Source organism: Armatimonadota bacterium, assembly GCA_023511795.1.
Lineage (GTDB): Bacteria > Armatimonadota > UBA5829 > DTJY01 > DTJY01 > JAIMAU01.
In genome coordinates, this window is record JAIMAU010000001.1 from 23,455 (window position 1) to 49,292 (window position 25,838).

Genomic DNA, 25,838 nt, shown 5'->3' on the forward strand with positions numbered 1-25,838 from the left:
ATTAGGTTTTCAATCTGGCGAAGCCTCTTGGAATAAATTGAAATATCATAAGCTCGGCTAACAGCCGGAAGGAGAGGAGGTGGTGTTTAGAGAAGAAGGGATATTAATTCAAAATAAACGTAATTTTAAAAATTAGAAGGAGGATTTGAAAAATGAAGGTACTTAGCATCATTTGTCTTGCTCTGCTTTGCTCGTCGGTGGCATTTGCCGGCGTTGCTGGGCAGAAGATATGCATCGACCCGGGCCATGGCGGCTCGGACCCAGGTGCTGTAGGATTCGGGCTAGAGGAAGAGGACGTCAACCTTGATATTGGTCTCAGGGCTCGGGATCTATTCCAGCTTGACGGCGCTACGGTCATTATGACCCGAACGTCAGACGTATACGTGTCGCTGCAGGGCCGCTGCGACATCGCCAACAACAATGGTGCGGACAGGTTCCTCTGCACCCATTGCAACGCTCACAGCGACAGTAGCGCAAACGGCACAGAGACTTTCTGCTGTGCAGGATGTAGCGCCACGTCATATGATCTCCGGAATAAGATTAATCCGGAGATGGTTTCCCATATGCAGACGGTCAATAGAGGTTTGAAGACTGCCGACTTCTATGTGCTTGTAAATACCAACATGCCGGCAATCCTGTGCGAGGTGGCCTTCATAACCAACGCCGCAGACAATGCTAAGCTTGCAAGCGGAACATGGCGACAGGAAGCAGCAAGGGCTTACCTGCACGGCACGCAGAGCCACTATGGCGAAGTGCCGCACGATCCAGTGAGCGACATTATAATTGACAATAGCTCCGGCTCATTCTCCTGTTCAGCCAATTGGGCTACCGGCACAAGCGCGGCAGACAAATATGGAAGCGACTATCGCTGGAGAAGCACAGCTGCGACCAGCGATCCAGCTACTTGGACGCCTAACATACCTGTAGCAGGCAGCTGGACGGTTTACGCATGGTGGTCTGCCGGCACCAACAGGTCGCCAAACTCGGCTTATCAAGTGAATACGACGAGTGGCGCCGTCAATGTTTACGTGAACCAGCAGACCAACGGCGGCCAGTGGAATTCGCTTGGCACGTTTAACCTCGGAACCGGCGGTTATTGGGTCAAGAAGTCTTGCTGGGCATCCACTGGCTATGTTGTTATAGCAGATGCCATTAAGTGGCATAAGAACTAGTCTAGTTTAACTGGACCTTGTGGGGGCAGGCTTTGTCTTGCCCCCACACAAAGGACATAACTTAATCTGTATGGCTACTCTGTCTGAAGCGGAATAGGGCATATTACAGAATCAGTTAGGGCGGAAAGAATCGGCAAACTGACGAAGGTTTATATGCTACCAATCAAAAAGCGGGAGATTTGCATGAAATATTTACAGTTATTTTTGATAGTAAGTTGTCTAATATATGTTTTCATTATGCCGGCATGTGCTCAAAGGGTAGAGCTTCTCAAAGAAGAGGGTGGTGCTGTCGAGAATCCGCCTGAGAGCCTCCAGCTTGAATACAAGTTCAAAGTAGGTGATGTTCGAAAGTATGACATCAACATCGATGGCGAAGGCATGATGAGGCTGCCGGGCCAAGACGAACAATCAAAGTTGGAAGCTCGAACAACAATGAGAGTCGTTCAGCATGTAATTGCTCAACTCCCTTCGGACGGGGGCTGGCGTATTGAGTGGGATACAATTAAAGCCACACTGCTCATACCAGAGTTCGGCGAGATATTTATGACAGTTCCACATATCGAATATGAGGTGGATAAATATGGTAAGGTTAAAAAGCTCAAGGGCCTTGACGAACTTGCCGTTTGCCCTGGACTGCCTCAGCAGAAAACCTTAGGCAATGTCCTTAACCAACTGCCTTTTGGAGGATTTCCTCGGAAGGAAATAAAGCCCGATGAAACTTGGGAAGACTTGTATGAGATTCAGATTCCAGGTCAGCAAGCTACTAGGATAAAAGTAAAATCAAGGCTAATGGGCTTTGAGAGAATTCGAAACTTCGATTGCGCCAAAATTGAAACCACCTACGAAGCACCATTCACTCTAGATTTGAGCAAGCTCCGAAAATCTGATAAGGCAGCAAAAACTTCGGAAATAAAAGACAAGCCTGAAGAAAAATTAACCAGCGAATCTGAGAATAAACAGCCACAAAAGCCGCAAATTATTTCTGGAACAGAGACAGGCAGTGTCTGGACCTACTTTGCATATAAAGAGGGCTTCACAGTTCAAGTTTATGCACAAGTAGACTTGCATGCAGACATCCAAGATGACAAAGAATCAACCGCGGTTAAACCCATTGACACCAGGGCGATTGTGCCAGTAGGGGATGAATCTCCAGATACCCACAAAATAGAGCACGATGTGGACTTAAGATATTTGACAGTATGCTTGCTTGTGCCTGAAGACGATGAAAAGGAGGAGCAAACAAAGGATGAGAAGTGAGCCTGTCTATAAGCGCAATTTAATTTTACCGATTTTGTTTTTGTTTGTTTTCATGGCTGTGCCGGTTTCTGCATTTCAATTGGGCGAGGGTGTTGCTCTTCCAGTGCCGGTTCCAGGCTTGTTCAACGTGCCAAAGTGGGCGCCAGATGGAAGCGGCTTAGCATTCACAGGCGAACGCTATACTGGTTTATATTACACAGACCTGGCTGGCAACGTCTCGGTGATATCTGATGCGAAGCTTGCGGGATGGCGCTATCAATGGTCCCCCGATGGCCAAAGCTTGATATATAGGATTCGTAGCGAAGATGGGATGGGTTTGGCACTAATGCAGGCGAAAAGAGGAGAGGCTGGTTCGAAGCAGCTCACTCCTTTTCTGAACGATTTGTTTCCACCAAGATGTGGAAAGGATGGGATAACCTATAGGTCTGGCGACGAACTCATCACATTGGACGAGGAAGGCAACGTAATCTCAGTCCACAGTTTGTCCCAAGGACGAGGTGTTATGTCGCGGGTTATGAGCGTGGCGGCAAATCTTATGCTTGGCAGAATTACGGGGGCGACTTTCACTAGTTTTGCTTGTGCGCTTTCCAGCGAGGCGGCAGATGGCAAGCCAGGAAGCGGTGTCTATGTGGATTCTGAGAGCCAGATATGGATTGTTGATGAAAATGGCAACCGTCGAAAGCTTATCGACGTTGAGGGCGAACCAGGGTACTGTCCTCCGACTGAGTCACCGCAAGGAGACAAATATTGTGTAGAGGGATATAGTGGCAACCTTTATGTAGTTGATCCAAGGGGAGGCACCCCAGTTAATTTAGGCGAGGGGCACAACCCATCATGGTCGCCGGATGGAAGATATGTAATTTTTGAGGTAACAACGGATGATGGGCATATAATTACTTCATCGGACCTCTGGATTGCTAGCATAGACGGTAGCCAAAGATTTCAGCTTACTAGTACGCCTGGCATTGAAGCGGACCCATCTTGGTCGCCCGACGGTAAGTATATTGCTTATATTTTGGACGGCAAGATTTATATTGCTCCAATTGAGCCCTAAGGTAAGCAGTGGTGCTAAAAGGATTAGGCTCCAATTGCTGAGAGGCAATTAGCTTAAATGCGAACCAAACCACATGGATGTGTATAAGTTAATAAGTTACACGTATAACCTTAAGCTGAGAGGAGGGATGTAAAAGGTGAAAAGAGCTATCGCAATTTTTTGCACATTGTTGCTTTGCCTCCTTTCGGCTGCATTGCTTCCAATCAGAGCCGAAGACACTGGTGCAAAAAATGAAAAGATAGAAAAGGTAGAGAATCCACCGGCTAGCGTCAACCTTGAGTACAAATTCAAGGTAGGCGAGATGCGCAGATACAACATGACGATAGACGCCTCGGGTGTTTTTGCATTGCCAAAGGGAACGAATGAGACAGAATTTAAAACGCACACTCGGCTGACTGTTATACAACATGCAACGGCTTACCTTCAAAAAGAAGATGTTTGGAAGCTTGAATTGGACGTTCTCAGTGCAATCCTTTCAATTCCTAACTTTGGCGAAACTTTGATGACCTTCCCGCCACTCGACCTAGAAGTAGATAAATATGGGCAAGTTCGAAAAATAAAAGGAATTGAGGAGTTGAAAACCAGTGGCTTGCCGAAGGATAGAACTATAGAAAACATCCTAAGCCAGCTGAAGTTTCTTGGTTTACCACAAAAAGAACTTCATGTCGGGGATACTTGGGAACAGGAATACCCTATTGAGGCGCTTGACCAATCGGTAACAGTGAAAACGGTCTCAAAGCTGGTTGGTTTTGAACGCGTTGATGGGATAAATTGCGCAAAAATTGAGAGCACATTCGAAGTGCCATTTAAGTTTGAGATGAAGAAGAGTGAGGATTCTGCAACCAAAAGTTCTTCTACAAAGGAGGCGCCAAAGAGATTTCTTGTTGGCACTGAAAAAGGGGAGCATGTGACCCATTTTGCATATGAGGAAGGCAAAGTAATACGCGCGCAAGCCACTATAACACTTGTCGCGGATATTCAGTCAGAAGGTAGCGAGTCGGATAAGAATAATTCCACGTCTACCTTAAATAAAGAGGGTTCCGCCGAAGAGCGGCATGACCTCAACATCAAATATATTTTGGTTTCAAAATTCGATCCTGAGCTTCCCATAAATTTGGAGGAAAAAGAATGAGAGCAATGCATGCGGTTTTAATGCTTGGTCTGGCGACTTGCTTAGTTGTACTACCTGCTAGTGCTTTTCAGCTTGGTACTGGAATCGCGCTTCCTCTGCAAGGTCAGTTTGTTAGTCCTGTTTGGTCGCCCACCGGCGAAGGTCTTGCTTTGGCTGGAGACCGGTTTCAAGGGCTTTACTATACTGACTTGATGGGCAATCTAAAGGTAATCTCTGATGCATCGCTTTCGGGATGGAAATTCTCCTGGTCGCCTGACGGCCAGGCGCTTGCGTATAGAATGCGGCCAAGTGACGACGATGTAGCAATGGCTGCTATGGTAGCTGGCATGGATGGGAAAGTTCAGCAGGTTTCTCCTTGGGAAAACGATTTACTACCGCCGAAGTGGGGCAAGGATGGCTTAACATATCGCTCAGGTGATGAACTTGTTACGGTTGATAAGGATGGAAATGTTAAGAGCACATACAGCCTTACGCAAGGTCGGGGGTTGTTATCGAAAATTGTAAACATCTTCGGCACATTTATGCTTATGGATGTAACAGGGGCTACATTTGCTGCTTATGGGTCCCTTTTAAGTGTAGAACAGGCGGAAGTAAAGCCTCCAGTGGGAGTGTATGTTGATTCTGATAACCAGCTTTGGGCTATTGATGAGAACGGCAATCGCAAGAAGTTACTGGAGGGTGAGGATGAAGCAGGCTTCAACATGCCAGTGGAGTCGCCCGACGGGGATAAGTACGCGGTTGAAGGTTTTGGCGGCAAGATATACGTTGTTGATAAGAAGGGCGGATTGCCAGTTGACCTAGGTCCTGGAAGTAATCCCTCATGGTCGCCGGATGGAAGATATTTAATTTATGAAGTTACATCTGACGATGGCCATTCCATTCTTTCGTCCGACCTGTGGGTTTCAAGTGTTGATGGGCTTGAGCGATATCAGCTTACCAACACGCCCGGGATAGAGTCATGGCCAAGCTGGTCGCCAGATGGAAAGTACATCGCTTACGTAGTTGACGGCGTTGTATATATTGCTCCAATCCAACCCTAATGGATTTGGAGCTATGCAAGCAGAGGAGGTGGTCTATGAGTTAAGAGAACGTATGTAGGGTACAATGTGCCTATTTTGCGGAAAACTGGAAAAGGAGGAATTTGTAAGTGAGAAAGGTGCTAACTATAATTTGCATGCTGGCGCTTGTGATTTGTCTTGCTTCTGGCGTCAGCGCCCACCTTACGGAGAAGAAAATCTGCATCGACCCGGGTCATGGTGGCTCGGACCCAGGCGCAGTAAGTGGTGGTTATGAAGAGGAAGACATCAACCTTGCAATTGGTAACAGGATGAATGTTCGCTTCATTAATGATGCGGCTTCAACAAAAATGACAAGGACAAGCGATGTCTACGTTTCTCTCTCAAGCAGATGCTCAATAGCCAACACATGGGGAGCAAATAGGTTCGAGAGCACCCACTGCAATGCCTTCAGCAGCAGCACGGCTAACGGTACGGAGACCTACTGCTGCCCTGGGTGCAGCACCTACTCCTATGACCTGCGCAACAAGGTTAACCCTGAACTCGTTTCCCATATGGGAACAGTAAATAGGGGTGTAAAGACAGCTTCGTTCACAGTGCTGACCGGGACAACGATGCCTGCAATTCTGGGCGAGGTTGCGTTCATAACCAACACCGCCGACCGCAACAAACTCATAAGCTCGACATATCAGGATTATGCAGGCATTGCGTACCTGCATGGAACGCAGAGCCACTATGGCGTAACCCCGCACACCCATTAATCTAAATCTCTAGGGCTTTTGGTGGGCGGAGGCCACAGCCTCCGCCCACTTTTTATTGCAGGAATTGAATTTGCTTTCTCTGAAATACCCTATTGGCAAGAGTTTATGAGATTTTTAGGAGGGTTAGCCGATGATTGGTCTTACAAGTCTAGCTTCCTTGCCGAGGCTGCGTGATTATACGAGCCACCGCATATCAAGTTGGGATACAACTGGCGGAAATGCCGACATGTGGCGCATTGACCCTGGCGAGAAGAGAATTCTAGCCGAAATCGAGGGACCAGCGTGCATTAAGCACATATGGATGACACTGGGCATCAAACAAGAAGATTACGTTCGCCGAATAGTGCTGCGCATGTATTGGGATGATTGCCCAGAACCGAGCGTTGAGTGTCCAATTGGCGACTTTTTTGGCATGGGGCATGGAATGCGCAAGAACTTTGTGACCCTGCCACTTCAAATGAGTCCCCAGAATGGAAAGGGATTCAATTCTTGGTGGCCAATGCCATTTAAGAAAAAGGGAATAATTGAGGTCGAGAATCAATCGCCAGAAACATACAGTCATTATTTTTATATTGACTACGAAAAATATCCGTCGCAGGAAGCGGTCGAAGACCTTGCATATTTTCATGTTCAGTGGCGGCGTGAGGCTGACACACATGGCTGGGCGTTCGAGGAGGGTTTGAGGCGCGAAGATTATGCGGAGACTCCTCGAATGAAGCATCCGAGTGCTGAGGGCAACTATGTCATTTGCGACGTTGAAGGCGACGGTATCTACTGCGGCGCCCATCTCGATATTGACTGCTTCCAGAGAAATCCCAACGATTGGTATGGCGAGGGAGACGATATGGTCTTCATTGATGGCGAAAAATGGCCGCCATCGCTTCACGGAACAGGTACAGAAGATTGGTTTAACTGCGCATATTGCCCAACCCAGGAGTATAATGCGCCATATCATGGGATTATCCTCTATAGCGGAAATGAAAATTGGCGTTGGAAAGGGAAGAACACAGTTTACCGTTACTACATAGAAGACCCCATCCGATTTAGGAAGAGCATTTTGGTGACGATTGAGCATGGACATGCAAACAAGTTAAGCAATGACTATTCGAGCACTGCGTATTACTATCTGACTAAACCCAAGCGTGGCGGGCCTGAGCTTCCGCCAGTAGAAGAGCGCCTTCCGAGGCCAAATGAGCCTGTGTATGAAGGCAAGCGATAGTTGAGATGAGTAGGTGAATTTCTACCTAAAAGTGTTGTGGGGCTTACGAAAGTGTCCGCGTGGACGCAATAATTAAAAGACTGCGGATTAAAGTTTTGCTAATGATTTTGGCTATGGCCAGCATACCAGCGGTGTGCGAGATATGACAAATCTATGCAAGAGGTTTTTTGCCAGTGGTGCTGGTTCATTTTAAAAAACTTTGCTGCTATTCGCTTGGACCGTGTATCCTTAGAATGTATGCAAATTTTGTTGGATCTAGCTTTGAGTCATTTAAACCGGCTTAAGGCTATTAAGTATATCGCTGATGCTTACGTCAGCACCGGCAACAACGGTATCGGCGGCGCCATAGTAAATGCTTAAGGTGTCGCCCCTTGTTAGTGCTCCACATGTGAAAACCACGTTTGGCATGAAGCCTTGTGTTTCATAGGGCGCCTCCGGACGCATGATAGGCTCGATACTTTTTGCAAGAATCTTATACGGTTTGTCAAGATCTAGGAGGAGCGCTCCAAGGCAATAATAATGGTTTTCGGTTGCCGCATGATATATTTCTAGCCAACCGTGCTCTGTTCGAATGGGTATGGCTCCACCGCCTACACGTCCGCTGTCCCAGCTGCCGCGCTGCACGCCAAGAAGGAAGCGATGATCTCCCCAATGGAGAAGATCGTGTGAGTGCGCGAGCCAAATATTTGGCGTGCCGATATATCGCGGCACAGGTCTGTGTAGCGCAACATACTTGCCGCCAATTTTTTCTGGAAAAATACAGACGTCTAAGTTCTCAGGGCAGAATATTATGCCTTTCTTTTCGAAATGTTCGAAGTCCTGAGTGACCGCCAAGCTTGTGCATATTCCTGTTGGAGAGACGCTTTTATAGGCAATGTAGTATAAGCCATCAATTTCTGTAATTCTTGGGTCTTCTACACCGTAAACTTCTGAAGGCCGATCTGGAAAAATTGCAGGCTTGGCATCCGCCGTAAAGCGCCTGCCGTCTTTGCTTCTTGCAATGCGAAGATGCGATATTGTTGTTAGAAACACTTGCTCCGAGGTGCGGATGACCCGCGGGTCCGAAAAATCCGCGTTCGGATCGTTGCGGTTGAACTCGAGAATCTCAATACATGTGCTTTCGTCCTCGCATTTCAGAGTTGGTACGCGAACGGTATTTTCGTCTCCAACTGCACGCTCGGCGACTCTCAGCAGAAGTATTATCTCATCTTTATACTCCGCCACGCCCGCGTTGAATGCGCACGCAACTTCAAAATCAGACCTCGATGGAGGCACGTCTTTGGGTGTGATTAATGGGTTTTCTGGATAACGCACAATTTTCATTGCAGTTGCAACATAGTCCTTGGGAATAATGAACGAATGGGATTATACCATGATTTGAAGGATTCATACAGGGGATATCCGCAAGAATGTTACGTGCGCGAATTTTCCGCCGTTATTTGTTCGCGCCCAATTAGTGAAGGAATCTTTCTCGTTGTTGGCAGGAGCACTCGGCCAATGATCTTTTCCGTCTCGACGGGACCGAAGTATCGGCTGTCAAGTGAAAGCCCCTGAGCATCTCCGACAACATAGACACAGCCCTGCGGTACACGCACTTTCTTGAATTTTACTACATTTGGAAGCTTGCCATAAAGTTCTTGAAGCTGGTCTAATTCTGAAGTTGGAATAACATACCTGGTATGCAACGGACTGTTATCCTTGGGGTATTCAAGAAGCCATAATATTTCGCCTGGGCTGCCAACTACGCGCTTGACGCACATTTCCCCGTTCCATTCGAAGACAACTACGTCGCCTTTTGCCGGCGGGTAATGCTTATAGGAACGTATTTCCATAAGAAACGGATGGTTGGGCTTGAGTGACGGCATCATCGAATCCCCGACAACAATGCCAAATCGGTAGGGCGACATGCGCCATCCAATTGCTACCAAACCAAGCATGGCAACTACTGCGATGAGCCGGACGTTTCCCGTTTTGTTGTTCTCACATGCCAGGCGAAAGCTTGATGACCGCAAGACGTCTGGTTTGTACTCACAGGCCATGATTTCACCTCTGCGCCTGGGGGTTCACGTTTTGTATCTTCATGAACCTTAGACGATTAAGGAAGTCTTACGGTTTCATCATTCCATAAAAAAATTACAATTTTCCAAACATTGACACCGATGAGCAGCACTGGTATAGTTTTCAAGGTGGTGACCCATTAAGCGCCATCGTTTTGAGGAAGAACTAGCCTTATGGATGCAAAAATATCCTCTTTAATTGACCAATGGTCGAATAATGCAACAAGCCTTCTTGCCAATCTCATTTCCTTCCGAAGTACGGTGGGCAATGAGGGCGAGGTTCAGAGGTTCCTTGCTGATTATATTTGCGAACTTGGTTTCGAGCCTCGCCTTGTCCCAATACATCCAGGCATTGAGATGGACCCCGATTATACGCTAGTGCCAAATCACAAGGGTTATGAAGGCCGCGCAAATCTCGTTTTCACACTTCCCGGCAATGGCAAAGGGAAAAGTATTATCTTAAACACTCATGTGGATGTGGTTCCTGGGCCAGACGAGCTTTTTAGCCCACGAGTTGAGAATGGCGTTATTTATGGGCGCGGTGCTGTTGACGCAAAAGGCCATGTAGCTACAATCATTCAGGCTCTAGTAGCTCTTAGAGATGCCGGTGTAAGGCTTAGCGGCGATGTGATGGTTCAGTTTGTAATCGAGGAAGAGGCAGGTGGCAATGGTGCACTTTCGGTAATTCTTGATGGTATGAGGGCTGATGGCGTGGTTGTAATGGAATCAACCGATTTCGGCGTAAGGCCAGCTGGACGCGGGGCAGTATGGTTCAAGCTTGCCATCGAAGGCAGATCCACTCATATGGGGCGTTGGCGCGATGGCGTGAATGCGATTGAGAAAATGATGGATGCGATTCGCGTGCTCCAAAAATACGAACAAAAGCTTGTGGCTGAATCCGGGGGCGATCCTTTGTTTCCCGATACAGAGGCAAATGTCAAAGTAAATATCGGCACAATCCAGGGTGGCGAGTGGCCTTCTATGGTGGCAGGCAATTGTGTGATAGAAGGCGGTGTCGGTTTCCTGCCTAATAAACGATTAGCAGATATCAAGGCGGAGGTCAAAGCTGCGCTCGAAGCAGGCGTTGATGATTGGACTCGCAACCACTATACCCTTGAGTTCACGCGCCTTCATAACGAGGCTTACCGCATGCCACCAGACCACCCGCTGGCGCAGGAGCTTTACAAATCAGCAATTTCATTGGGCGCAAAGTCCGATGTTACAGGAATGACGGCATCGTGCGATGCGCGCCTTTTCTGGCATAGAGGTGGTATGCCCACGGTTGTATTCGGACCAGGAAAGTTTCCTTACGCCCATGCGCTCGACGAACAAATCACAATAGATGAGATAGCGCTTGGTGCGAAGATCTTGGCAGATTTTCTTATTCGCTGGTGTGGAACCTAGAGAAATACGATTGCCTTGTAGTTTAATATACATACGCTTTGGTATCTTGAGCATCGGAGTAGAACTTGGGTTTTGTTAGGAAGAACGGATACGCTAGTGGTTCGGAAATTTCAGGAGTCTTTTGCGGTAGAATGGGGTTCAGAAACTTTTTGTTCTTTCGGAGGTTAGCATGGCAGTAAAGATTGCAGTAGTGGGGGCAGGAAAGTTCGGCGAGGTCCATTTAAAAATCTTCAAACAGCTGGAAATGGATGGCGTTGCTGAGCTGAAAGGTTTTTCCACTATCAAGCAGGAGGAGATTGACCGTAACGAGCCAATCTATGGAGTCAAAGGCTATCTTGATTATAAAGAGATGCTGGAAAAGGAAGATCTTGACGCAATTACTGTGGTGACTCCCGACTTCCTCCACCGCGAAATTGCCGTGTACGCCGCGAATTGCGGCAAGCACGTTCTATGTGAAAAGCCGCTCGATGTCACAGTTGAGGGCTGTGACAAAATGATTGAAGCGGCAAGGAAAAACAATGTAATTCTGCAGGTGGATTTTCATAAGCGTTATGATCCCGACCATATGGCGGTCGAGGCGGGTGTTCGTGCGGGGAAGCTAGGGGATATCCTATATGGCCATTGCTATATGGAAGACCGAATTGAGGTGCCAGTTGATTGGTTTCCACATTGGGCGCCACATGGCTCGCCGCTCTGGTTTCTAGGCAGTCACTTTATAGACTTGATGAGGTGGATTATAAAGTCTGACGGTGAATCTGTTTGGGCAAAAGGTAGCAAGAAAAAGCTCCTTGGCGAGTTTGGCATAGATATGTATGATTCGGTGAGTGCACTTGTGGCATTCAAGAATGGCGCAGCTGTTTCGTTTGATGTGTCTTGGATACTTCCTCGAAAATTTGAGGCAATTGTGAATCAAGGCATGAGAATAGTTGGCACGAAAGGCGTGTGGGAGGTTGACAGCCAGGACCGCGGCGACAGGTCATGCTTCGAAGACGAGGGTATGCGCACCTGGAACAACAACTTCATGCGTGAGGAAAAAGACAAGCAGGGGCGAACAATATATCGAGGCTATGGAGTTGAGAGTATCGCCGATTTTGTTTATAACGTGCAGTTTTTGAAAAATGGTGGCACCCTTGAACAACTAGCTGGGAAGTATCCTTCAGGTGAAGATGGTCGCGAAGTAACCCGCATATGTGCGGGAATTGCAAAAAGCTTGGAGACCGGCGAGGTCGTCAAGTTGTAAAGGTAAGTACGAGGAGAGTTATCAATGGAAATACCATGCATTAAGACAGAACTACCAGGCCCAAAAGCCTCAAAGTTTATTGAAATGTCAAAAAAGTACGAGCCACATTCAATGTCAGATCAGGTGCCTGCTGTGTGGCGAAGTGCTAAAGGCGCCGTTGTAGAGGATGTGGATGGCAACCTGTTCATTGATTTTACATCCGGCGTGCTTGTCACTAATGTGGGCCATTGCCATCCGAATCATGTCCAGGCAATCCAAGAGCAAGCTGCCGAATTGATGAACTCATATGATTTTGTGAACCCTTGGCGAGCCCAGTTGGCTGCAAAACTAGTGGGGATTACATCTCCGAATTTAGATAAAGCGTTCATCCTCTCAACTGGTGCAGAGGCTACGGAAGCCGCAATCAAGGTTGCAAGAAGATACACAGGCAAATATGAGATTATCGCGTTCCATGGTGCATTCCATGGGCGGACATACATGGCGATGTCCGTTGGAGGAAAGCAGGGCGTAAAGCGACACTTTGGACCAATGGTTCCCGGCATTCTGCATGCGCCGTTCTGTTATTGCTACCGATGTGTCTTCGAGCAAACGTATCCAAAGTGCAATTATACATGCCTGCGCTATCTCGACCACTTGCTGGAAACTGAGAGCACAGGTTCTGTGGCAGCGTTAATTACAGAATCCTATCAAGGTGGTGCAGGCTCGATTATTCCGCCGGGTGACTACATGCAAAGGCTAAAGAGGTGGTGTGAAGAACGTGATATCCTCTTCATATTAGATGAGGTTCAATCATCGTTTGGACGCACCGGGAAAATGTTTGCCTATGAGCATTGGGGCATTGAGCCGAACCTTTTATGCCTGGGCAAGGGCATTGGAAGCGGAGTGCCCATTTCGGCGCTGGTCGGTGAATCTCGGATACTTGATGTTTTGGAACCAGGAAGTATGTCGAGCACCAACGGCGGAAATCCTTTATGTTCAAGGGCTGCTTTGACTGCAATTCAGATTATAGAAGAAGAAGGACTTGCGGAGAGAGCAGCAGATCTTGGACAAAAGATGATTAATCGCCTAAATGAAATGAAGGAAAAATATGAAATGATAGGCGACGTCCGAGGAATGGGTTTAGCTGTCGGCGTTGAGGTAGTAAAGGACAAAGTGAGCAAAACTCCAGATGCCGAAATGACTCGCCGAATCACCCAGGAAGCATTCAAGCGGGGGTTAATCCTAATAGCCCCGATTGGTTTCTATGGCAATGTTATTCGCATCGCTCCGCCGCTTGTCATTCCTGAGGACTTGATGATGAAAGGGTTGGATATTTTAGAGGCGGCTGTAAGCAGCCTTTAAAATACTAGTTTGGGAATGGGCGAATATGAAATTCTTGTCTTCTTCAATCCCTAATTCGCCCATTCAAAATTTGAGAGGTGCCCATGGCCGTACCCAATTTGCAAGAACGGCTGGAAAAGTTGGACTCACTGATAGATATTAATCATATCAGGCAGTCAGAGCGGTTGCTTGAGGATGCATTCTCATACAGGGCAGTTGACAGGCTGCCAGTACTGAATCCAGATTATGTCCCGGGCTGGGAGACATATCCATATTCCGAGGCGTTTTATGATATGGAGAAGATGCTCATAAATGAGCTCGCTGGTGTATGGCAAGGTGCGAACCTCAGGGATGATAGAATGTATACCATTCGTGCGAACTATGGTGTCGGAACAGTTGCTTCACTATTCGGTTGCAGAATATCTCTTACGATGAACAATATGCCTTGGTGCGAGCCTCTTTCTGAGATGGAACTAATGAAAGCGCTTGATAGGGGTGTTCCTGACCTTTCATCAGGTCTTGGGGCAAGGGTTTTTGAGACTGAGCAGTTCTATCTGGATACCCTCTCTCAATACCCAAACTTGAGCAAAGCAGTGCATGTGTTTATCTGCGATACACAAGGGCCGTTTGATACCGCACATCTCATCATGGGGCACCGAATTTATACCGAGATATATGACAACCCAGATTTGGTTCACCGCTTGCTTGATGTCGTCACCGAAACTTATATTGCTTTTACAAAGGCTCAGAAAGAGATAATTGGCGAGCGCAATGACTGGAGTTACCACTCGCAAATGAAAGTAAAAGGCGGCATACGCATATGTGAGGATGCTCCGACAAACATTTCGTCGTCCGCATACCTGGAGTTCTGCCGGCCTTACAACGAGCGCTGTCTTGTAGAATTTAACGGTGGCTGGATTCATTACTGTGGAAAGGGCTATCAGATATTCCCACATGTGATTTCCACCCCAGGTCTTTGTGGCATGAACTTTGGCAACCCGGAGGTTCAAGACTTGCAGTATATTTATTCAGAAGCCAGCAAAAGGGGAATTGGCATTATAAGCTGGAGTGGGCGATTTACACCCGAGGATGAAAAAGTCATCAAGACGGGTATTAGCCTTGTCAAAAGTGGTGAGCGTAGGTCGCCTGAGGCAGCACTTTACTAGTAATAATTTTAAACCTCGTTATCTATTTTGGCGCCTAAAAACTCTTAACTCATATTATTAAGACCGCGCGACTCATTTGTCAGCCGTTAGCTATTGGCATATGGCTTCTTTGTCGGATTGGCACAGTTCTTGCATTATGTTTTTATGTACTCTACTCCTTCCAAACCTCACAGCAGTAGAGGCAGCTGCTGTGCATGTGCCTGTCCCGCATTCCAGGACGGGCACATTATTTTTTTATAAAAAATGAAAACGTTTTCATTTTTTTGGGAACTCCCTTTCTGTTTCTTTCGTCTTAAATAGTGAAGAAGATTACTAACGGCAGGTGATTGCAGCGCTATAATCATACCTCCTTCATCCCAATGCATTGCCGGTTCTCTTGCCGGCATGTAGCCATCCCTCATGAGAAAGCCCACTGGAAGTTCAGTGGGCTTTTTTTTTGGCTGGTTTGGGCGGGGAGACTGTAATTTATGAGGTTTTTGGGAATTTGCCTTGTCTTATTATTTTGAGGAAACAGTTATCCCTTCAACGCACCTGCGGTGAGACCTTCGGTAATTTGACGTTGGAAGAAGAGATATACAATGAGTGTGGGGATCATTACGATTACTAAACCCGCAAAGAGCACCCCCCAATTTGTCTCATAGTGTTCAACCATCAGGAGGTTGGCAATTCCAAGAGGCAGAGTTCGGAGTTCATTGCTACTTATAATGACAAGTGCCAGCGGATATTCATTCCAAATGCCAAAGAAATTAAAGATTCCAGCCGTAATCAGCCCTGGTTTGGCAAGGGGAAGCATAATCCGCCAGAAGACGGAGAAATGCGAGCATCCGTCTATTAGGCCGGCCTCTGCAAGTTCATAGGGCAACGTTTTAAAGAAACCAGTAAGGACAAATATGGTGAAGGATAACGAGAATGCAACATAGGCGGTTATTAATCCAAAATAATTGTCGAGCATATTTAACCGGCTAAGTAGGAGGTAGAGCGGAACAATGCCGAGAAACACAGGAAACATCATTCCGCTAATAAAGGCAGTGTGCACTATCTCTCGCCCTCGAAAGACAAAGCGCGCAAGGGCATAAGCCGCCATTGAACCAATAAGTAGGATGAAAAACATAGAAATTGAGGTGACGATTACGCTATTAAAGAAACACCGCCCAATCTCGGCTCTTTGCCAAGCATCAATAAAGTTTTGCCACTGGGGTTTTAGAGTTGGTAGCCAAGGATTTGTAAAAATTTCATACGACGTCTTCAGCGAAACAGAGATAAGCCAAATCATTGGGTAGACAACAATAATGGCATATGCAATGAGAATCGCCTCGACAGGTATCAGAATTAGAATCTTTTTTAGCTTATTCTCATTCCCACCACGCTTAATGCCCATTCTAAAACTCCACTGCCTCTCGCTTCATCAGGCGAAGTGATATGAGCGCGAAACCAAGTATCAACAGGAAAGCTACAACACCCAAAGCTGTAGCATATCCATAATTACTTTCAGTAAATGCCAATCGATAAAGATAGGTCAACATCGTTTCGGTGTGGTAATTCGGGCCACACTGACCACATGTGATAACGTAGACTAATCCAAAGATGTTTAGTGTATGTATTACAAGGTAAATAACTCCTAGCTTTAAGATTTCCCAGAGCAGTGGTATTGTGACATGGCGAAATGACTGCCAGTGGGTTGCACCGTCTATTGCAGCTGCCTCATAAAAAGACGTAGGTATGCTTTGCATTCCAGCCAGGAAGAGCACAATATAAAAGCCGAGACTGTACCAAATGCTTACGACGACCACCGCTGGCAGTGCAGTTGAGGGTTCGCCCAGCCATCCGGTTGCATATCTTTCGAGGCCGATTGCTTTTAGGAAGCTGTTGAGGAGTCCAAACTGCATGTTATAGACGAACGACCACAGGACGGCTACTGCAACGACCGAGATCATGTTTGGAAAGAGGTACACAGCTCGGTACATGCTTGCGCCCCATACCTTGCGGCTCAGGGCATAGGAGACGAATAGCCCCACAATTAGAACTATAGGGAGCGATATGCCCAAAAAAACTAGGTTGTGGCTGAGTGCCTTCCAGAAAATTGGGTCTTCCAGAAGTAGGCTGCGGAAATTCTGCAGTCCAACGAACTCTTTGTTTGTTGAGAGCCCTCGCCAGCGGAAAAGCGCAATATAGAATGCCTGCGCCATGGGAAAGAGGAAGAAAATGGCATATAGAATTACCGCTGGCGCCAGAAAAGCTATAATCGTTAGTTGTTGGTTTCGCTTGCGCATCAAATTTTATGTTTTGGTATTGATTTGTCTTTTCGTACTTTTTCGGCTGCTGCTTCCATGGCATCCACGCATTGTTTTGGCGTCATTTCCCCGCTAAGGAGTGCGCCCATTGCACTCTCAGTGGCTGCTTTCATTGACGGGTACCATTGCTCAAAGTCCATGTCCCACGTTGCCTTAGCCTCGCGCATGCATTTTGCAGCCGACACAAGATCAGGAGGTAATTTAACCTGCTCAGCGGCTCCTTTGATGGACATTAGTGTGTTCTTTTGAACGATGAACTTCTTTGCCATATCTATTGAGCTCATAAATTTGAAAAAGTCAGCGGCAATGTCGTGATGCTTGCCTTCTTTCGGAATTATCCAGCTTTCTGGCCCTGCTGAGACGATGGAGGGATCCCCTTTGCCTCCCTTTACAACCGGTGGGTTGATGAAGTCCATCTTGAAACCAGGAGGTATTTGGTTCTTCATTTCCGAACCTAACCATGTGCCGCAAGGAATCATGGCGGCGCGACCGAGGATGAATTCCATTTGCGCTTCTGTGTGGCTCATTCCCATTGCGCCTTTTTGGAAGTAACCTCTGTCACGAAGCTCGGCTATCATTTCGGCGGCTTTAAGGAATGCCGGACTGTTCCACGCTCCTGGTTTTAGGTTTTGTGCGTCTTTGTAAGCTTGAAGTCCGCCGATGCTAATTGCCCATGGAATAAGAAAGCCTCGAAGTGTGTAGGCTTGATATTTGCCTTGATAAGTAAGAGGGGCAATTCCTGCTTTCTTTATCTTTTCGCATAAAACAAGCAGTTCATCGTATGTCTTGGGTGGAGTCCAACCATGTTTCTTAAACATGTTGACGTTGTACCACCAACCGGTGATATTTAGGTTATAGGGAATGATATAATAATGCCCATTGTACTTTCCTTTTTCAAGTAAGTCAGGGTAAAATGTGTCCTTCCACTTGACGTTCTGGCCATATGCCTTCGTTTCCAAATACTTGTCCATTTCCAGGACTTTACCCTCTGCCACGAGACCCCATACGTCCATTCCCCAGCCGGGCCATGTTAAGTCGGGTGGATTGCCTTTCACAAACCTTGGCCGGAGTTGTTCCCAAATTCTCGGGTTGCCCCACACCTTAATTTTTACATTTGGATGAAGTTTTTCGTATTCACGAGCGGCGTACTCAAAAAAGTCGAGTCCAAAGCCACCTTGAAATGAAGCAACTTCGATTATGATCTTGCCTTCCTCTTTGGCTTGTTTTTTGCCGCAGCCCCCAGTTACAAGGGAAACCAAAACCAAAAATGCTAAGATGTAAAGTGTTCTCCTCATGTGAGCCTATCCTTTCGATAAAAGTCCCAATTATTAATAAAATTAAGCATAAATTGTAACCCTAGTATTTTAAGTGTTGAGCTTTGCCAGCCATAGTAGCATTTCGTCGAGGTAAGTGGAAAATCCTGCATGAGGCATTTGTGTTCGGCTCAAGCGCCAGAGTTCAATTAATCGTCAATATCGTCAATTTCCTGATTGTTAAGCGGGCTTTGTTCGCTAAGTTCACGATATCCTATTGGCATTTCAACATAGTTTCCATAGCCGATGCCGAACGGAACATAGCTGCTGGGGTAGCCCCCGTAAATGCCAGGACCGCCCATGTAAATGCCGGTAAAGCCGCCTCCAAAGTAGCCGTGTCTGCTTGGATAACCTCCGCCAAACCAGTTCCGTGGACGCATCGTTTCTACTCCAAGTATGTTGGCGATATCCAAGCAATCAACAAATTGGATGGGAATTTTTACAACCCGAGTTTTAGGCTTGGATTGTTCCTGCTCTTTAATCCATGGCTCCTGTTGAGCATATATTTGAGTTTCTTGTTTCTTTGGGCAAATAATATAAACTCCATTTTCGATGCGGTGGGTGCAACCTGCGGAGCGGAGGACGGCGTTTAGCGCTTGGTCGAAAGGAGTGTCCTTGATTGAGCATGTAACTAGTCCATTGGTTCCGCTTTCAAGAACGTATCCTCGGTTTGTCCCTTTGAAAAGCACTTCTACTGCTGATTTTATAGGCGTGTCTCGGAATTGGACTGTTATGAGCGGTTCTTCGGAATCGGTGGCTTGTGTTTTCTCCCCCGAGACCGCGCATGCTTGCAGAATTATAAGAATTATTGAAATTAGTAATACTTTTTGTGACATTCTCGCTTTTTCTAAAGGCTGTGAAGTCAAGGTGATTTTCTAAAATTAACATCACCACATAAGGGTATTCTACTCTTTGCGAGGGTTTACCTTTTATGGGTTCTCAATATGCTTGATTGTACAGTTCCATCCAAAGGGCTTTCTTTAGAGCCTTATGGGCGTCTGAGGTAACATCCGCAATTGACTTGCCCGAAAGTTCAGCATCCTCTGCCGAAGGGTGAATTATCACTTTGCCTTTAATAGTCACGTACTGCCCTCCGCCTTCGAGTTTGATGTCATGCAGTCCAGCGCCAGCTAGAAGAGCAGTCTCAATCTTCGCCGCTATATCCTCAGCTCTAGCGATTGCCTTCTTGCCACCAGAGTCGGCGGTTCGGATTACAAGAACATCACCGATACTCACATCTGCTGCTTGAATGCCGTTTACTTCGGTTGGTTTGACTTGAACTCTTAAGTAGCTTGTAACGAGACGGCGATTGATCTTAATTCCCCGAGCCTCAAGCTCGGAAGTGATCTCTCGTGCACGCAGATATGCAGGTGGGTGGGTGGCAAATATGCCCCAGTTTATTGATGGCTTTCTCCCTTCATCGCGAGCAAGCCGTTCCATGAACGTAAGCATGCCAGTAGGATTGAACTTTGAGGCTGTCAGGTAGGCAACAGCAGTGCGGTCTGCATCAAGCTCTGCTTTTTGGCCATAGCCGCTCATTTTTGCAGTGTTAATAAGATTAGCAATCATTACTGTATCGCTGATGTCCATCCCTGCTGCCTTGCCCGCTAGAATGGCAGCCATCATTCCTAGCATTGCCTTTTGCTGGGCTTTATTCAATTGCAAAGCATGGTGATGCGCAATATGGGCTATCTCGTGGGCAATGACAGCAGCAAGCTCGTCGTCCGACTGGACATAGTCCAGCAGCCCTTTGTTTATATATACGAAGCCGCCTGGCAGCGCGAATGCGTTTACATCTTTGTCGTCTATTATCTTAAAGGAGTATTGGAAGTTTGCCGGGGCGCTACTTCCATAGCTTGGCTTTATTTGGAACTGGCAAGCTACTTTGGCTATTGCCATGCCGATATCTTGAACGCGCTTTACCAAGGTTTCGTCGGTAATAAACTTTGATTCCTTTTCAACCTGTGCTGCTGCTTCCCTGCCAATCTTGATTTCTTCTTCGATATCAATAGCAAGTGTTGGCGTGGCGTGGAAGCAGCTACAGGCGATAACTAACGCTAAGATAAAAAATTTTAAAGCTTGAAATCTTAGGAATTTCATTTTGACGCCTCTTTTGGGCTCAGAGTCTTCCATATATAATGACGTTTTTTACATCATTGTAGTTTCATTTGGCGTTAAGCTTGCCTGCTTCCTTGCATATGCGAGCCATCGCCTCGCGTGCCGCCTTGAGGCCGAGCTTTGGCTGGCGATTGGCATCATGACATTCTGTACAACGCGATTGTAAAACTGCTCCGAATGGCTTGCTAGGCCGCCGCACATGGATGACTCCGGGCCCATGGCATGCTTCGCACTGAACACCCCAGAAGCGATTTGATGAGATTGAGGAGCTTGTTTGGTTGACCTGAAACCCAGTGGTGTGACAGCTTGTACAAGCTGGGTCATTTTCCTTATGTTCTTTCCGCAATGTCTCTAAAGCTCTAGCGTGTGGTGTTTCTACCCATGCCTCGTATTGTTTCAAATGACATTCTCTGCACTTAAGCGCTGAAACATATGGTTGCGGATCCCTATGTTCATAATAAATCTTTGGTGTTGTATTTCCCATTGGCGCAGTAGTCTGGCTTGCATGCGTGAGGTATTCTCGAAGATCAGCATCATGTTTTGCGACAAGTTTTTCCATTTCCGCGTCCTCGCCGCACTCCTTGCCTAAAGCAATGTATTCGCCGGTTGCGTTTTTAATGCTTCTGCCCTCGTCAATATCTAAAACTAATTTGCCAATGTATTTCCCATTGAATCGGCTAATCATTAATATTGTATTTCCAACACGTTCGAAAGTTTCCATTTCCTTGCCGGTATTATGACCGCAAAGGATTACGTCGATGCCGGGGACTTTAGAGGCAAGCATCTTTGCCCCGTCATAGCCGCTGTGACTTAGGATTATAATAAGGTCGCATTGTTTCCGTAAATCTTCAACTACCTTGTGGGCAGTTTCAATAATTGGAAGAATACGTATGCCGGTCCTTTCTTGGAGAGTTGGATGAATAAGCGAATCGCTAAGCAGCGATGTGATTCCAACCCGCAGGCCTTCACGCGTTGTTTTAACAATGAAAGGTTTATCTCCAAGAAGATTGCCGTTTGAGAGTTCTGTAACGTTTGCTGTGATTAACGGGACGTTATCACCGAACATCTTAGAGATGCCGGATTCCTTAACAAACCTAGCTTCCATATCGCCCATTCCGACTGCATCATAGCCCATGTAAGGTAGTGCTTGGCGGTATAATTCTTGTTTAATTTCTGCGTGCCTTCCAACGCCAGCAATTACATCACCAACATCAAGGAGCAGAAAATCCAGGCCCTGTTCTCGAAGTGATTTCAAAAATGCAGCACGATGCGAGACCCCACCGAGGTCTCCACGAGGTGGGCACCCACAGCTTTTCACTTGACCATGGTCGTCGCCTGTGAAAAGTATTGTTAATTGGTGAGGCTTTACTTTGCTTTTCTGCGCAAAAATACAAGGCGATAACAAGCCCGTGGCCAAAAAAACTGCTGCGAGAAATAGTAGGCCCAAAAAGGTTTTGGCGGATTTATCACACATCACAACATCTCCTTTCGAGAGGAGAATAGCTAATGTTTAGTATAGCATTTTGTTCTTCAAAAGACAAGGTTGTAAACTATGGGGCAATTGTGACAATCTCCGCCGAAAGCCCTTGCCAACTTACCTTGAAATCTAGTAACATGTTTCGGATTTCCGGGTAAGAAAAGATTGAGAAAGAACGAGGAGGCAGCAATGGAAGGTTTGAAAGCAATTCTCCTAGTGTGCGACGGGATGGGCGACCGCCCTGTGCCCCAGTTGGGCGCTAGAACACCTCTTGAAGCAGCGAATAACGTAAACATGAACACCCTTGCACTTCAGGGTGAATGCGGGCTAATGGATCCAATTGCACCTGGTGTTAGGGCTGGTAGCGATACCTCGCATTTGGCGATACTTGGATATGACCCTTATTCATCCTATACCGGTCGTGGTCCATTTGAGGCGGCAGGAATTGGCATGGATGTAAAAGGCGGTGATATCGCCTTTAGATGTAACTTCTCCACAGTTGACGAGAATATGGTCGTTGTTGACAGACGCGCCGGACGAATTGAAACCGGTACAGATCAACTTGCGGCCGCGGTCAACGGTATGCAGATAGAGGATGTCACTTGTTTTTTCAAAGAGTCAGTTGCTCACCGCGGTGCTTTGGTTCTTCGTGGACCAGGACTTGGGGCTGGTGTTACCGATGCCGATCCCCACGAAGTTGGTGCAAAAGTACACAAAGTGCAAGCAATTGACCCAAACGACCATGCAAGTGCAAAGACTGCGAGAATTGTTAATGAGTTCGTTCTCAGGTCACACGAAATTCTCAAAGACCACCCTGTGAATAAACAACGAATCGCAGAGGGGAAAGCTCCGGCGAACATCATTCTTCCTAGGGGAGCTGGACTTGCGCCGAAGCTGGAGAGCTTCTGGGAGAAATATCATCTAAAAGGTGCTGCCGTAGTCGAAACCGGATTGATTGCAGGAATAGCCGTCTACGTTGGTTTAGACATCCTTGAAGCTCCGGGTGCAACTGGCGGTTTGGACAGCGATGTTATGTCGATTGGCAAAACGATCTTAAAAGCACTTGAGAACCATAATTTTGTTCTTTGTAATGTCAAGGGCCCCGACGTTGCAGGCCATGATGATCAGCCGATGGTGAAAAAAGAGTTTATTGAGAAAATAGATGCAATGGTCGGAATGCTTATGGAAAGTGTGGATGAGCAAACTTATATAGTTCTGACCGCCGACCACTCGACACCAGTTGCGACCGGCGACCATTCTGGTGATCCTACGCCAATTTGCTTTTGGGGTCCTGGCGTTCGAGTGGATTCAGTCAAGGCATTCGACGAGCGTTCGGTTGTTGGCGGCGGTATAGGGCGCATTCGCGGCTGTGATGTTATGAATATCCTGACTAATCTAATGAACGTTCAGGAGAAATTCGGAGCCTAGGTGATTTGGTGGTTAAAAAGTGGCAGAACAGCGAAAAACAAGCCGATGTTCTGCCACTTTGCTATTCGCGCTTCAGTTCGTTGGGAACCGAATTATCCAATCTGAATTGTGCATTGCCTTCGATTTGGACACCAGCTGCTTCAAGTGCAAGCATTAGGGCGCCAACAACGGGTTCATATCTCGGAGTAATAACTCGGGCCTTAGGTGCAACTGGCAAGACTATGCTTCGCACTGTGTCCATCATGAGTGTTCCCTTGCCCTTGAAAACACTGCCAGCCATAACACATTCGAACTCCTCATTTTCAAAGCCTAGCCTCCGGATTAAGGCATTCGCAGAGATGCCAGCTTCTTCGCCAAACTTGCGAATGATACCTTGTGCTACTTCATCGCCATCAAATGCTGCTTCGAAGACCTTTGGACAGAATGGGGATATCTTCTTAAGAGACTCCTTATTGTAGTAAAGAATTCGAGCAAGCTCTTCCATATCCTTCGCGCCCCAATGGTCGAGTGCCTTTTGCATTAAGACAGTTGGTTTCCCGCGCCCATCATAAGCCCGCATAGCATGAAAAAGCGCATCTCTGGCGATTGCTCCCCCTCCGCCAAGGTCGCCAAAAATGTATCCTTCACCGAAGAAGCGAACCTCCGTGCCATCTTTGCCAATCCCTGCACCATTAAACCCTGTGCCCATGATGATGCAAACGCCATAAGGGCGGAATGTACCTGCGCGCAAGCCAGCAATTGAGTCATTGCGGATTATTACTTGCTTTGCCACCCCTAATTCTCGCATTGCCTTCTCAAGTAAATCGAAGTCCTCAGGATAGAAGTCTGCTCCCGCAAGGGCAAAACAACCTAGTTCCACTGCGTTCCTTGGAGTGTCCTTTTGGGAAAGCGCCTGTTCAATGGCGTCAAGTATGTTTGATTTTGCGGCTTCTATGCCTGCCATCTCATAGCTTCCACATCCCGATTTGCCAAACCCAACTATTGTTCCATCTGTTTGGGCGACAAGCGCAAACGTTTTCGTTGCGCCGCCGTCAACACCAATTACATATTGCATGAAGTCCTCCCAGGGTGAAATAAAAATTTTCTCATGATTTTGCACGCTTGCGCATAGACCTAAATTGCGGCAGATATTCTTTATTCGCCTCTAGAATCCGTTCTAGGAGCTCTCTTGCTACTGCAAATGATGGTACGAGTGGATGTGCAACCAATGCTTGAAGCGCCGCCGTATACGACCCCTCGACCCCTGCTATTACAGTCAGCTCTTCGTAGCATTTTACGGCTTGAAGTAGACCCCTGATTGCGAGAGGGACTTCGCCTATGCTTAGTGGATGGGCTCCTGTGCCGTCTACGACGCAATTCGCCTCAATTGCGCAGTCATGTGGCAGACATTGAATTGTTCCCTGGTTTCTTACATTAACAATATGTAGTTCCTTCTTGTTGTTGTAGATTGCACTAGCAAGTGATACTGCAGCAGTTGAATAGTGGGCGCCACCTCGTTTTTCAAGGAGTTTTGGCTTTCTACTTAGCTTAGGATTCTGGTATGTTTTTAATAAGTTGCTTTCAACCTCGGCGACGATTTCTCCGCGCGTTTTGCCAGCTTTCTTTTGTTCCTCAACAACTTTGTCTCGCGCATAGTAGTAATGAAGATACCCATTTGGAATCATGCAATACTGCCGCATCCATTCCTGATCTTCTGGTGCACGTCCTGCCGCTGCCTTTTCGACCGCTTCTTTGGTGACGTCCCTTCCGCGAATAGTCACTCGAGTAACCCAGCTTAGGTGGTTTAAGCCTATATAAGTTAAATGAAGGTCTTCCTGTTGGCATTCGAACTTTGCGGCAAAACTTCTAATCATTCCTATTGGCACGTTGCATAGGCCAATGACGTTCACTTTCGAGTGCTTAAGTAGGGCTTCTGTTATAATCCCGCTGGGATTAGTGAAATTGATTAGCCAAGCACCAGGCGCTAGTTTTTCGATATCGCGTGCTATATCAAGCATAACAGGGATTGTTCGCAGGGCTTTGGCAAACCCTCCTGGCCCTGTAGTTTCTTGACCTAGGATTCCAAATTCTAGAGGGATATGTTCATCCTTAATTCTTGCCGGAATGCCGCCCACACGAATTTGCGTCAGAATGAAAGCAGCGCCTTCAATTGCTTTCTTTCGGTCCGTCGTCAACTCAATTTCAGCGCCAAGGCGGCTCCTTTCGGCCATCCGAATAGCCAGGTTGCCAACGATATCTAGCTTGTGCTCGTCAATATCCATAAGGGATATGTGAGCTATTGGCATTTCCTTTTTACGTTTTATGAATCCTTCGATGAGTTCTGGCGTATATGTGCTCCCGGCGCCGATTACGCAGACCTTTAGACCTTCCATTTTTTCACCGCCTGCTTGCAAACGTTTGCATTACATGACAA

Annotated in this window: 22 protein-coding genes; 12 read left to right on the forward strand and 10 right to left on the reverse strand. The window is 46.9% G+C overall.

Going from position 1 to position 25,838, the window contains the following annotated elements:
• Nucleotides 1-152 precede the first annotated feature (152 nt).
• The 7 genes from K6T99_00105 to K6T99_00135 all read left to right on the forward strand — a co-directional run bounded on the left by K6T99_00105 (nt 153) and on the right by K6T99_00135 (nt 7,611).
• A complete protein-coding gene (locus K6T99_00105) occupies nt 153-1,172 on the forward strand; it encodes an N-acetylmuramoyl-L-alanine amidase (GenBank protein MCL6518215.1) in 1,020 nt (339 codons plus the stop codon).
• 183 nt (nt 1,173-1,355) lie between these two features.
• Complete coding sequence (locus K6T99_00110) at nt 1,356-2,429, forward strand: hypothetical protein (protein MCL6518216.1); 1,074 nt, start codon at nt 1,356-1,358, stop codon at nt 2,427-2,429.
• A complete protein-coding gene (locus K6T99_00115; GenBank protein ID MCL6518217.1) occupies nt 2,419-3,483 on the forward strand; it encodes a hypothetical protein in 1,065 nt (354 codons plus the stop codon). The genes K6T99_00110 and K6T99_00115 overlap by 11 nt, the downstream gene beginning before the upstream one ends.
• A 136-nt stretch (nt 3,484-3,619) precedes the next feature.
• Entirely contained in the window at nt 3,620-4,615 is a 996-nt protein-coding gene (locus K6T99_00120; GenBank protein MCL6518218.1) for a hypothetical protein, read from the forward strand.
• Nucleotides 4,612-5,655 carry a hypothetical protein gene (locus tag K6T99_00125; protein MCL6518219.1) on the forward strand — a complete coding sequence of 348 codons (1,044 nt, stop codon included), beginning with the start codon at nt 4,612-4,614 and terminating at the stop codon, nt 5,653-5,655. Before K6T99_00120 ends, K6T99_00125 begins: the two co-directional genes overlap by 4 nt.
• Nucleotides 5,656-5,762: 107 nt before the next feature.
• On the forward strand, nt 5,763-6,392 hold the full coding sequence (locus K6T99_00130) for an N-acetylmuramoyl-L-alanine amidase (GenBank protein MCL6518220.1): 630 nt from the start codon (nt 5,763-5,765) through the stop codon (nt 6,390-6,392).
• Nucleotides 6,393-6,522: 130 nt separating this feature from the next.
• On the forward strand, nt 6,523-7,611 hold the full coding sequence (locus tag K6T99_00135; GenBank protein MCL6518221.1) for a DUF2961 domain-containing protein: 1,089 nt from the start codon (nt 6,523-6,525) through the stop codon (nt 7,609-7,611).
• Nucleotides 7,612-7,881: 270 nt separating this feature from the next.
• Here K6T99_00135 and K6T99_00140 read toward each other — a convergent pair whose 3' ends face one another.
• Entirely contained in the window at nt 7,882-8,934 is a 1,053-nt protein-coding gene (locus K6T99_00140) for a glycoside hydrolase family 130 protein (protein ID MCL6518222.1), read from the reverse strand.
• Nucleotides 8,935-9,023: 89 nt separating this feature from the next.
• Nucleotides 9,024-9,650, reverse strand: a complete 627-nt coding sequence (lepB, locus tag K6T99_00145; GenBank protein ID MCL6518223.1) for a signal peptidase I — start codon at nt 9,648-9,650, stop codon at nt 9,024-9,026.
• 192 nt (nt 9,651-9,842) lie between these two features.
• Between lepB and K6T99_00150 the strand changes: the two genes are divergently transcribed.
• From K6T99_00150 to K6T99_00165, 4 genes are all read left to right on the forward strand, one after another.
• Nucleotides 9,843-11,072 (forward strand): ArgE/DapE family deacylase, encoded by a 1,230-nt coding sequence (locus tag K6T99_00150; GenBank protein MCL6518224.1) that lies wholly within the window; start codon nt 9,843-9,845, stop codon nt 11,070-11,072.
• Between the two features lie 169 nt (nt 11,073-11,241).
• A complete protein-coding gene (locus K6T99_00155; GenBank protein MCL6518225.1) occupies nt 11,242-12,312 on the forward strand; it encodes a Gfo/Idh/MocA family oxidoreductase in 1,071 nt (356 codons plus the stop codon).
• Nucleotides 12,313-12,336: 24 nt separating this feature from the next.
• Nucleotides 12,337-13,653 (forward strand): aspartate aminotransferase family protein, encoded by a 1,317-nt coding sequence (locus K6T99_00160; GenBank protein ID MCL6518226.1) that lies wholly within the window; start codon nt 12,337-12,339, stop codon nt 13,651-13,653.
• 83 nt (nt 13,654-13,736) lie between these two features.
• Complete coding sequence (locus tag K6T99_00165; protein ID MCL6518227.1) at nt 13,737-14,798, forward strand: hypothetical protein; 1,062 nt, start codon at nt 13,737-13,739, stop codon at nt 14,796-14,798.
• 514 nt (nt 14,799-15,312) lie between these two features.
• Here K6T99_00165 and K6T99_00170 read toward each other — a convergent pair.
• From K6T99_00170 to K6T99_00195, 6 genes are all read right to left on the reverse strand, one after another.
• Nucleotides 15,313-16,176 carry a carbohydrate ABC transporter permease gene (locus tag K6T99_00170; protein ID MCL6518228.1) on the reverse strand — a complete coding sequence of 288 codons (864 nt, stop codon included), beginning with the start codon at nt 16,174-16,176 and terminating at the stop codon, nt 15,313-15,315.
• A gap of 1 nt (nt 16,177) precedes the next feature.
• The gene (locus K6T99_00175) at nt 16,178-17,068 is read right to left on the reverse strand and encodes a sugar ABC transporter permease (GenBank protein MCL6518229.1); all 891 of its coding nucleotides are present in this window, start codon (nt 17,066-17,068) and stop codon (nt 16,178-16,180) included.
• A complete protein-coding gene (locus K6T99_00180; GenBank protein MCL6518230.1) occupies nt 17,068-18,384 on the reverse strand; it encodes an extracellular solute-binding protein in 1,317 nt (438 codons plus the stop codon). The genes K6T99_00175 and K6T99_00180 overlap by 1 nt, the downstream gene beginning before the upstream one ends.
• 167 nt (nt 18,385-18,551) lie before the next feature.
• Nucleotides 18,552-19,238 (reverse strand): hypothetical protein, encoded by a 687-nt coding sequence (locus K6T99_00185; GenBank protein ID MCL6518231.1) that lies wholly within the window; start codon nt 19,236-19,238, stop codon nt 18,552-18,554.
• A 103-nt stretch (nt 19,239-19,341) separates the two neighbouring features.
• Nucleotides 19,342-20,502: a M48 family metalloprotease gene (locus K6T99_00190; GenBank protein ID MCL6518232.1), complete on the reverse strand. Its 1,161-nt coding sequence runs from the start codon at nt 20,500-20,502 to the stop codon at nt 19,342-19,344.
• Nucleotides 20,503-20,566: 64 nt separating this feature from the next.
• The gene (locus K6T99_00195) at nt 20,567-21,994 is read right to left on the reverse strand and encodes a hypothetical protein (GenBank protein MCL6518233.1); all 1,428 of its coding nucleotides are present in this window, start codon (nt 21,992-21,994) and stop codon (nt 20,567-20,569) included.
• Nucleotides 21,995-22,195: 201 nt separating this feature from the next.
• On the opposite strand from K6T99_00195, the gene K6T99_00200 reads away from it, so the two are divergent.
• Nucleotides 22,196-23,425 carry a 2,3-bisphosphoglycerate-independent phosphoglycerate mutase gene (locus K6T99_00200; GenBank protein ID MCL6518234.1) on the forward strand — a complete coding sequence of 410 codons (1,230 nt, stop codon included), beginning with the start codon at nt 22,196-22,198 and terminating at the stop codon, nt 23,423-23,425.
• A gap of 61 nt (nt 23,426-23,486) precedes the next feature.
• Here K6T99_00200 and K6T99_00205 read toward each other — a convergent pair whose 3' ends face one another.
• Entirely contained in the window at nt 23,487-24,479 is a 993-nt protein-coding gene (locus K6T99_00205; GenBank protein ID MCL6518235.1) for a kinase, read from the reverse strand.
• A gap of 31 nt (nt 24,480-24,510) precedes the next feature.
• Nucleotides 24,511-25,797 (reverse strand): 6-phospho-beta-glucosidase, encoded by a 1,287-nt coding sequence (locus tag K6T99_00210; protein ID MCL6518236.1) that lies wholly within the window; start codon nt 25,795-25,797, stop codon nt 24,511-24,513.
• Between the last annotated feature and the right edge of the window lie 41 nt (nt 25,798-25,838).

Coding starts and splice junctions, on each gene's coding strand:
- K6T99_00105 (MCL6518215.1), top strand. CDS start 153: ATGAAGGTACTTAGCATCATTTGTCTTGCTCTGCTTTGCTCGTCGGTG.
- K6T99_00110 (MCL6518216.1), top strand. CDS start 1,356: ATGAAATATTTACAGTTATTTTTGATAGTAAGTTGTCTAATATATGTT.
- K6T99_00115 (MCL6518217.1), top strand. CDS start 2,419: ATGAGAAGTGAGCCTGTCTATAAGCGCAATTTAATTTTACCGATTTTG.
- K6T99_00125 (MCL6518219.1), top strand. CDS start 4,612: ATGAGAGCAATGCATGCGGTTTTAATGCTTGGTCTGGCGACTTGCTTA.
- K6T99_00135 (MCL6518221.1), top strand. CDS start 6,523: ATGATTGGTCTTACAAGTCTAGCTTCCTTGCCGAGGCTGCGTGATTAT.
- K6T99_00140 (MCL6518222.1), bottom strand. CDS start 8,934: ATGAAAATTGTGCGTTATCCAGAAAACCCATTAATCACACCCAAAGAC.
- lepB (MCL6518223.1), bottom strand. CDS start 9,650: ATGGCCTGTGAGTACAAACCAGACGTCTTGCGGTCATCAAGCTTTCGC.
- K6T99_00150 (MCL6518224.1), top strand. CDS start 9,843: ATGGATGCAAAAATATCCTCTTTAATTGACCAATGGTCGAATAATGCA.
- K6T99_00155 (MCL6518225.1), top strand. CDS start 11,242: ATGGCAGTAAAGATTGCAGTAGTGGGGGCAGGAAAGTTCGGCGAGGTC.
- K6T99_00160 (MCL6518226.1), top strand. CDS start 12,337: ATGGAAATACCATGCATTAAGACAGAACTACCAGGCCCAAAAGCCTCA.
- K6T99_00165 (MCL6518227.1), top strand. CDS start 13,737: ATGGCCGTACCCAATTTGCAAGAACGGCTGGAAAAGTTGGACTCACTG.
- K6T99_00170 (MCL6518228.1), bottom strand. CDS start 16,176: ATGGGCATTAAGCGTGGTGGGAATGAGAATAAGCTAAAAAAGATTCTA.
- K6T99_00175 (MCL6518229.1), bottom strand. CDS start 17,068: ATGCGCAAGCGAAACCAACAACTAACGATTATAGCTTTTCTGGCGCCA.
- K6T99_00180 (MCL6518230.1), bottom strand. CDS start 18,384: ATGAGGAGAACACTTTACATCTTAGCATTTTTGGTTTTGGTTTCCCTT.
- K6T99_00185 (MCL6518231.1), bottom strand. CDS start 19,238: ATGTCACAAAAAGTATTACTAATTTCAATAATTCTTATAATTCTGCAA.
- K6T99_00190 (MCL6518232.1), bottom strand. CDS start 20,502: ATGAAATTCCTAAGATTTCAAGCTTTAAAATTTTTTATCTTAGCGTTA.
- K6T99_00195 (MCL6518233.1), bottom strand. CDS start 21,994: ATGTGTGATAAATCCGCCAAAACCTTTTTGGGCCTACTATTTCTCGCA.
- K6T99_00205 (MCL6518235.1), bottom strand. CDS start 24,479: ATGCAATATGTAATTGGTGTTGACGGCGGCGCAACGAAAACGTTTGCG.
- K6T99_00210 (MCL6518236.1), bottom strand. CDS start 25,797: ATGGAAGGTCTAAAGGTCTGCGTAATCGGCGCCGGGAGCACATATACG.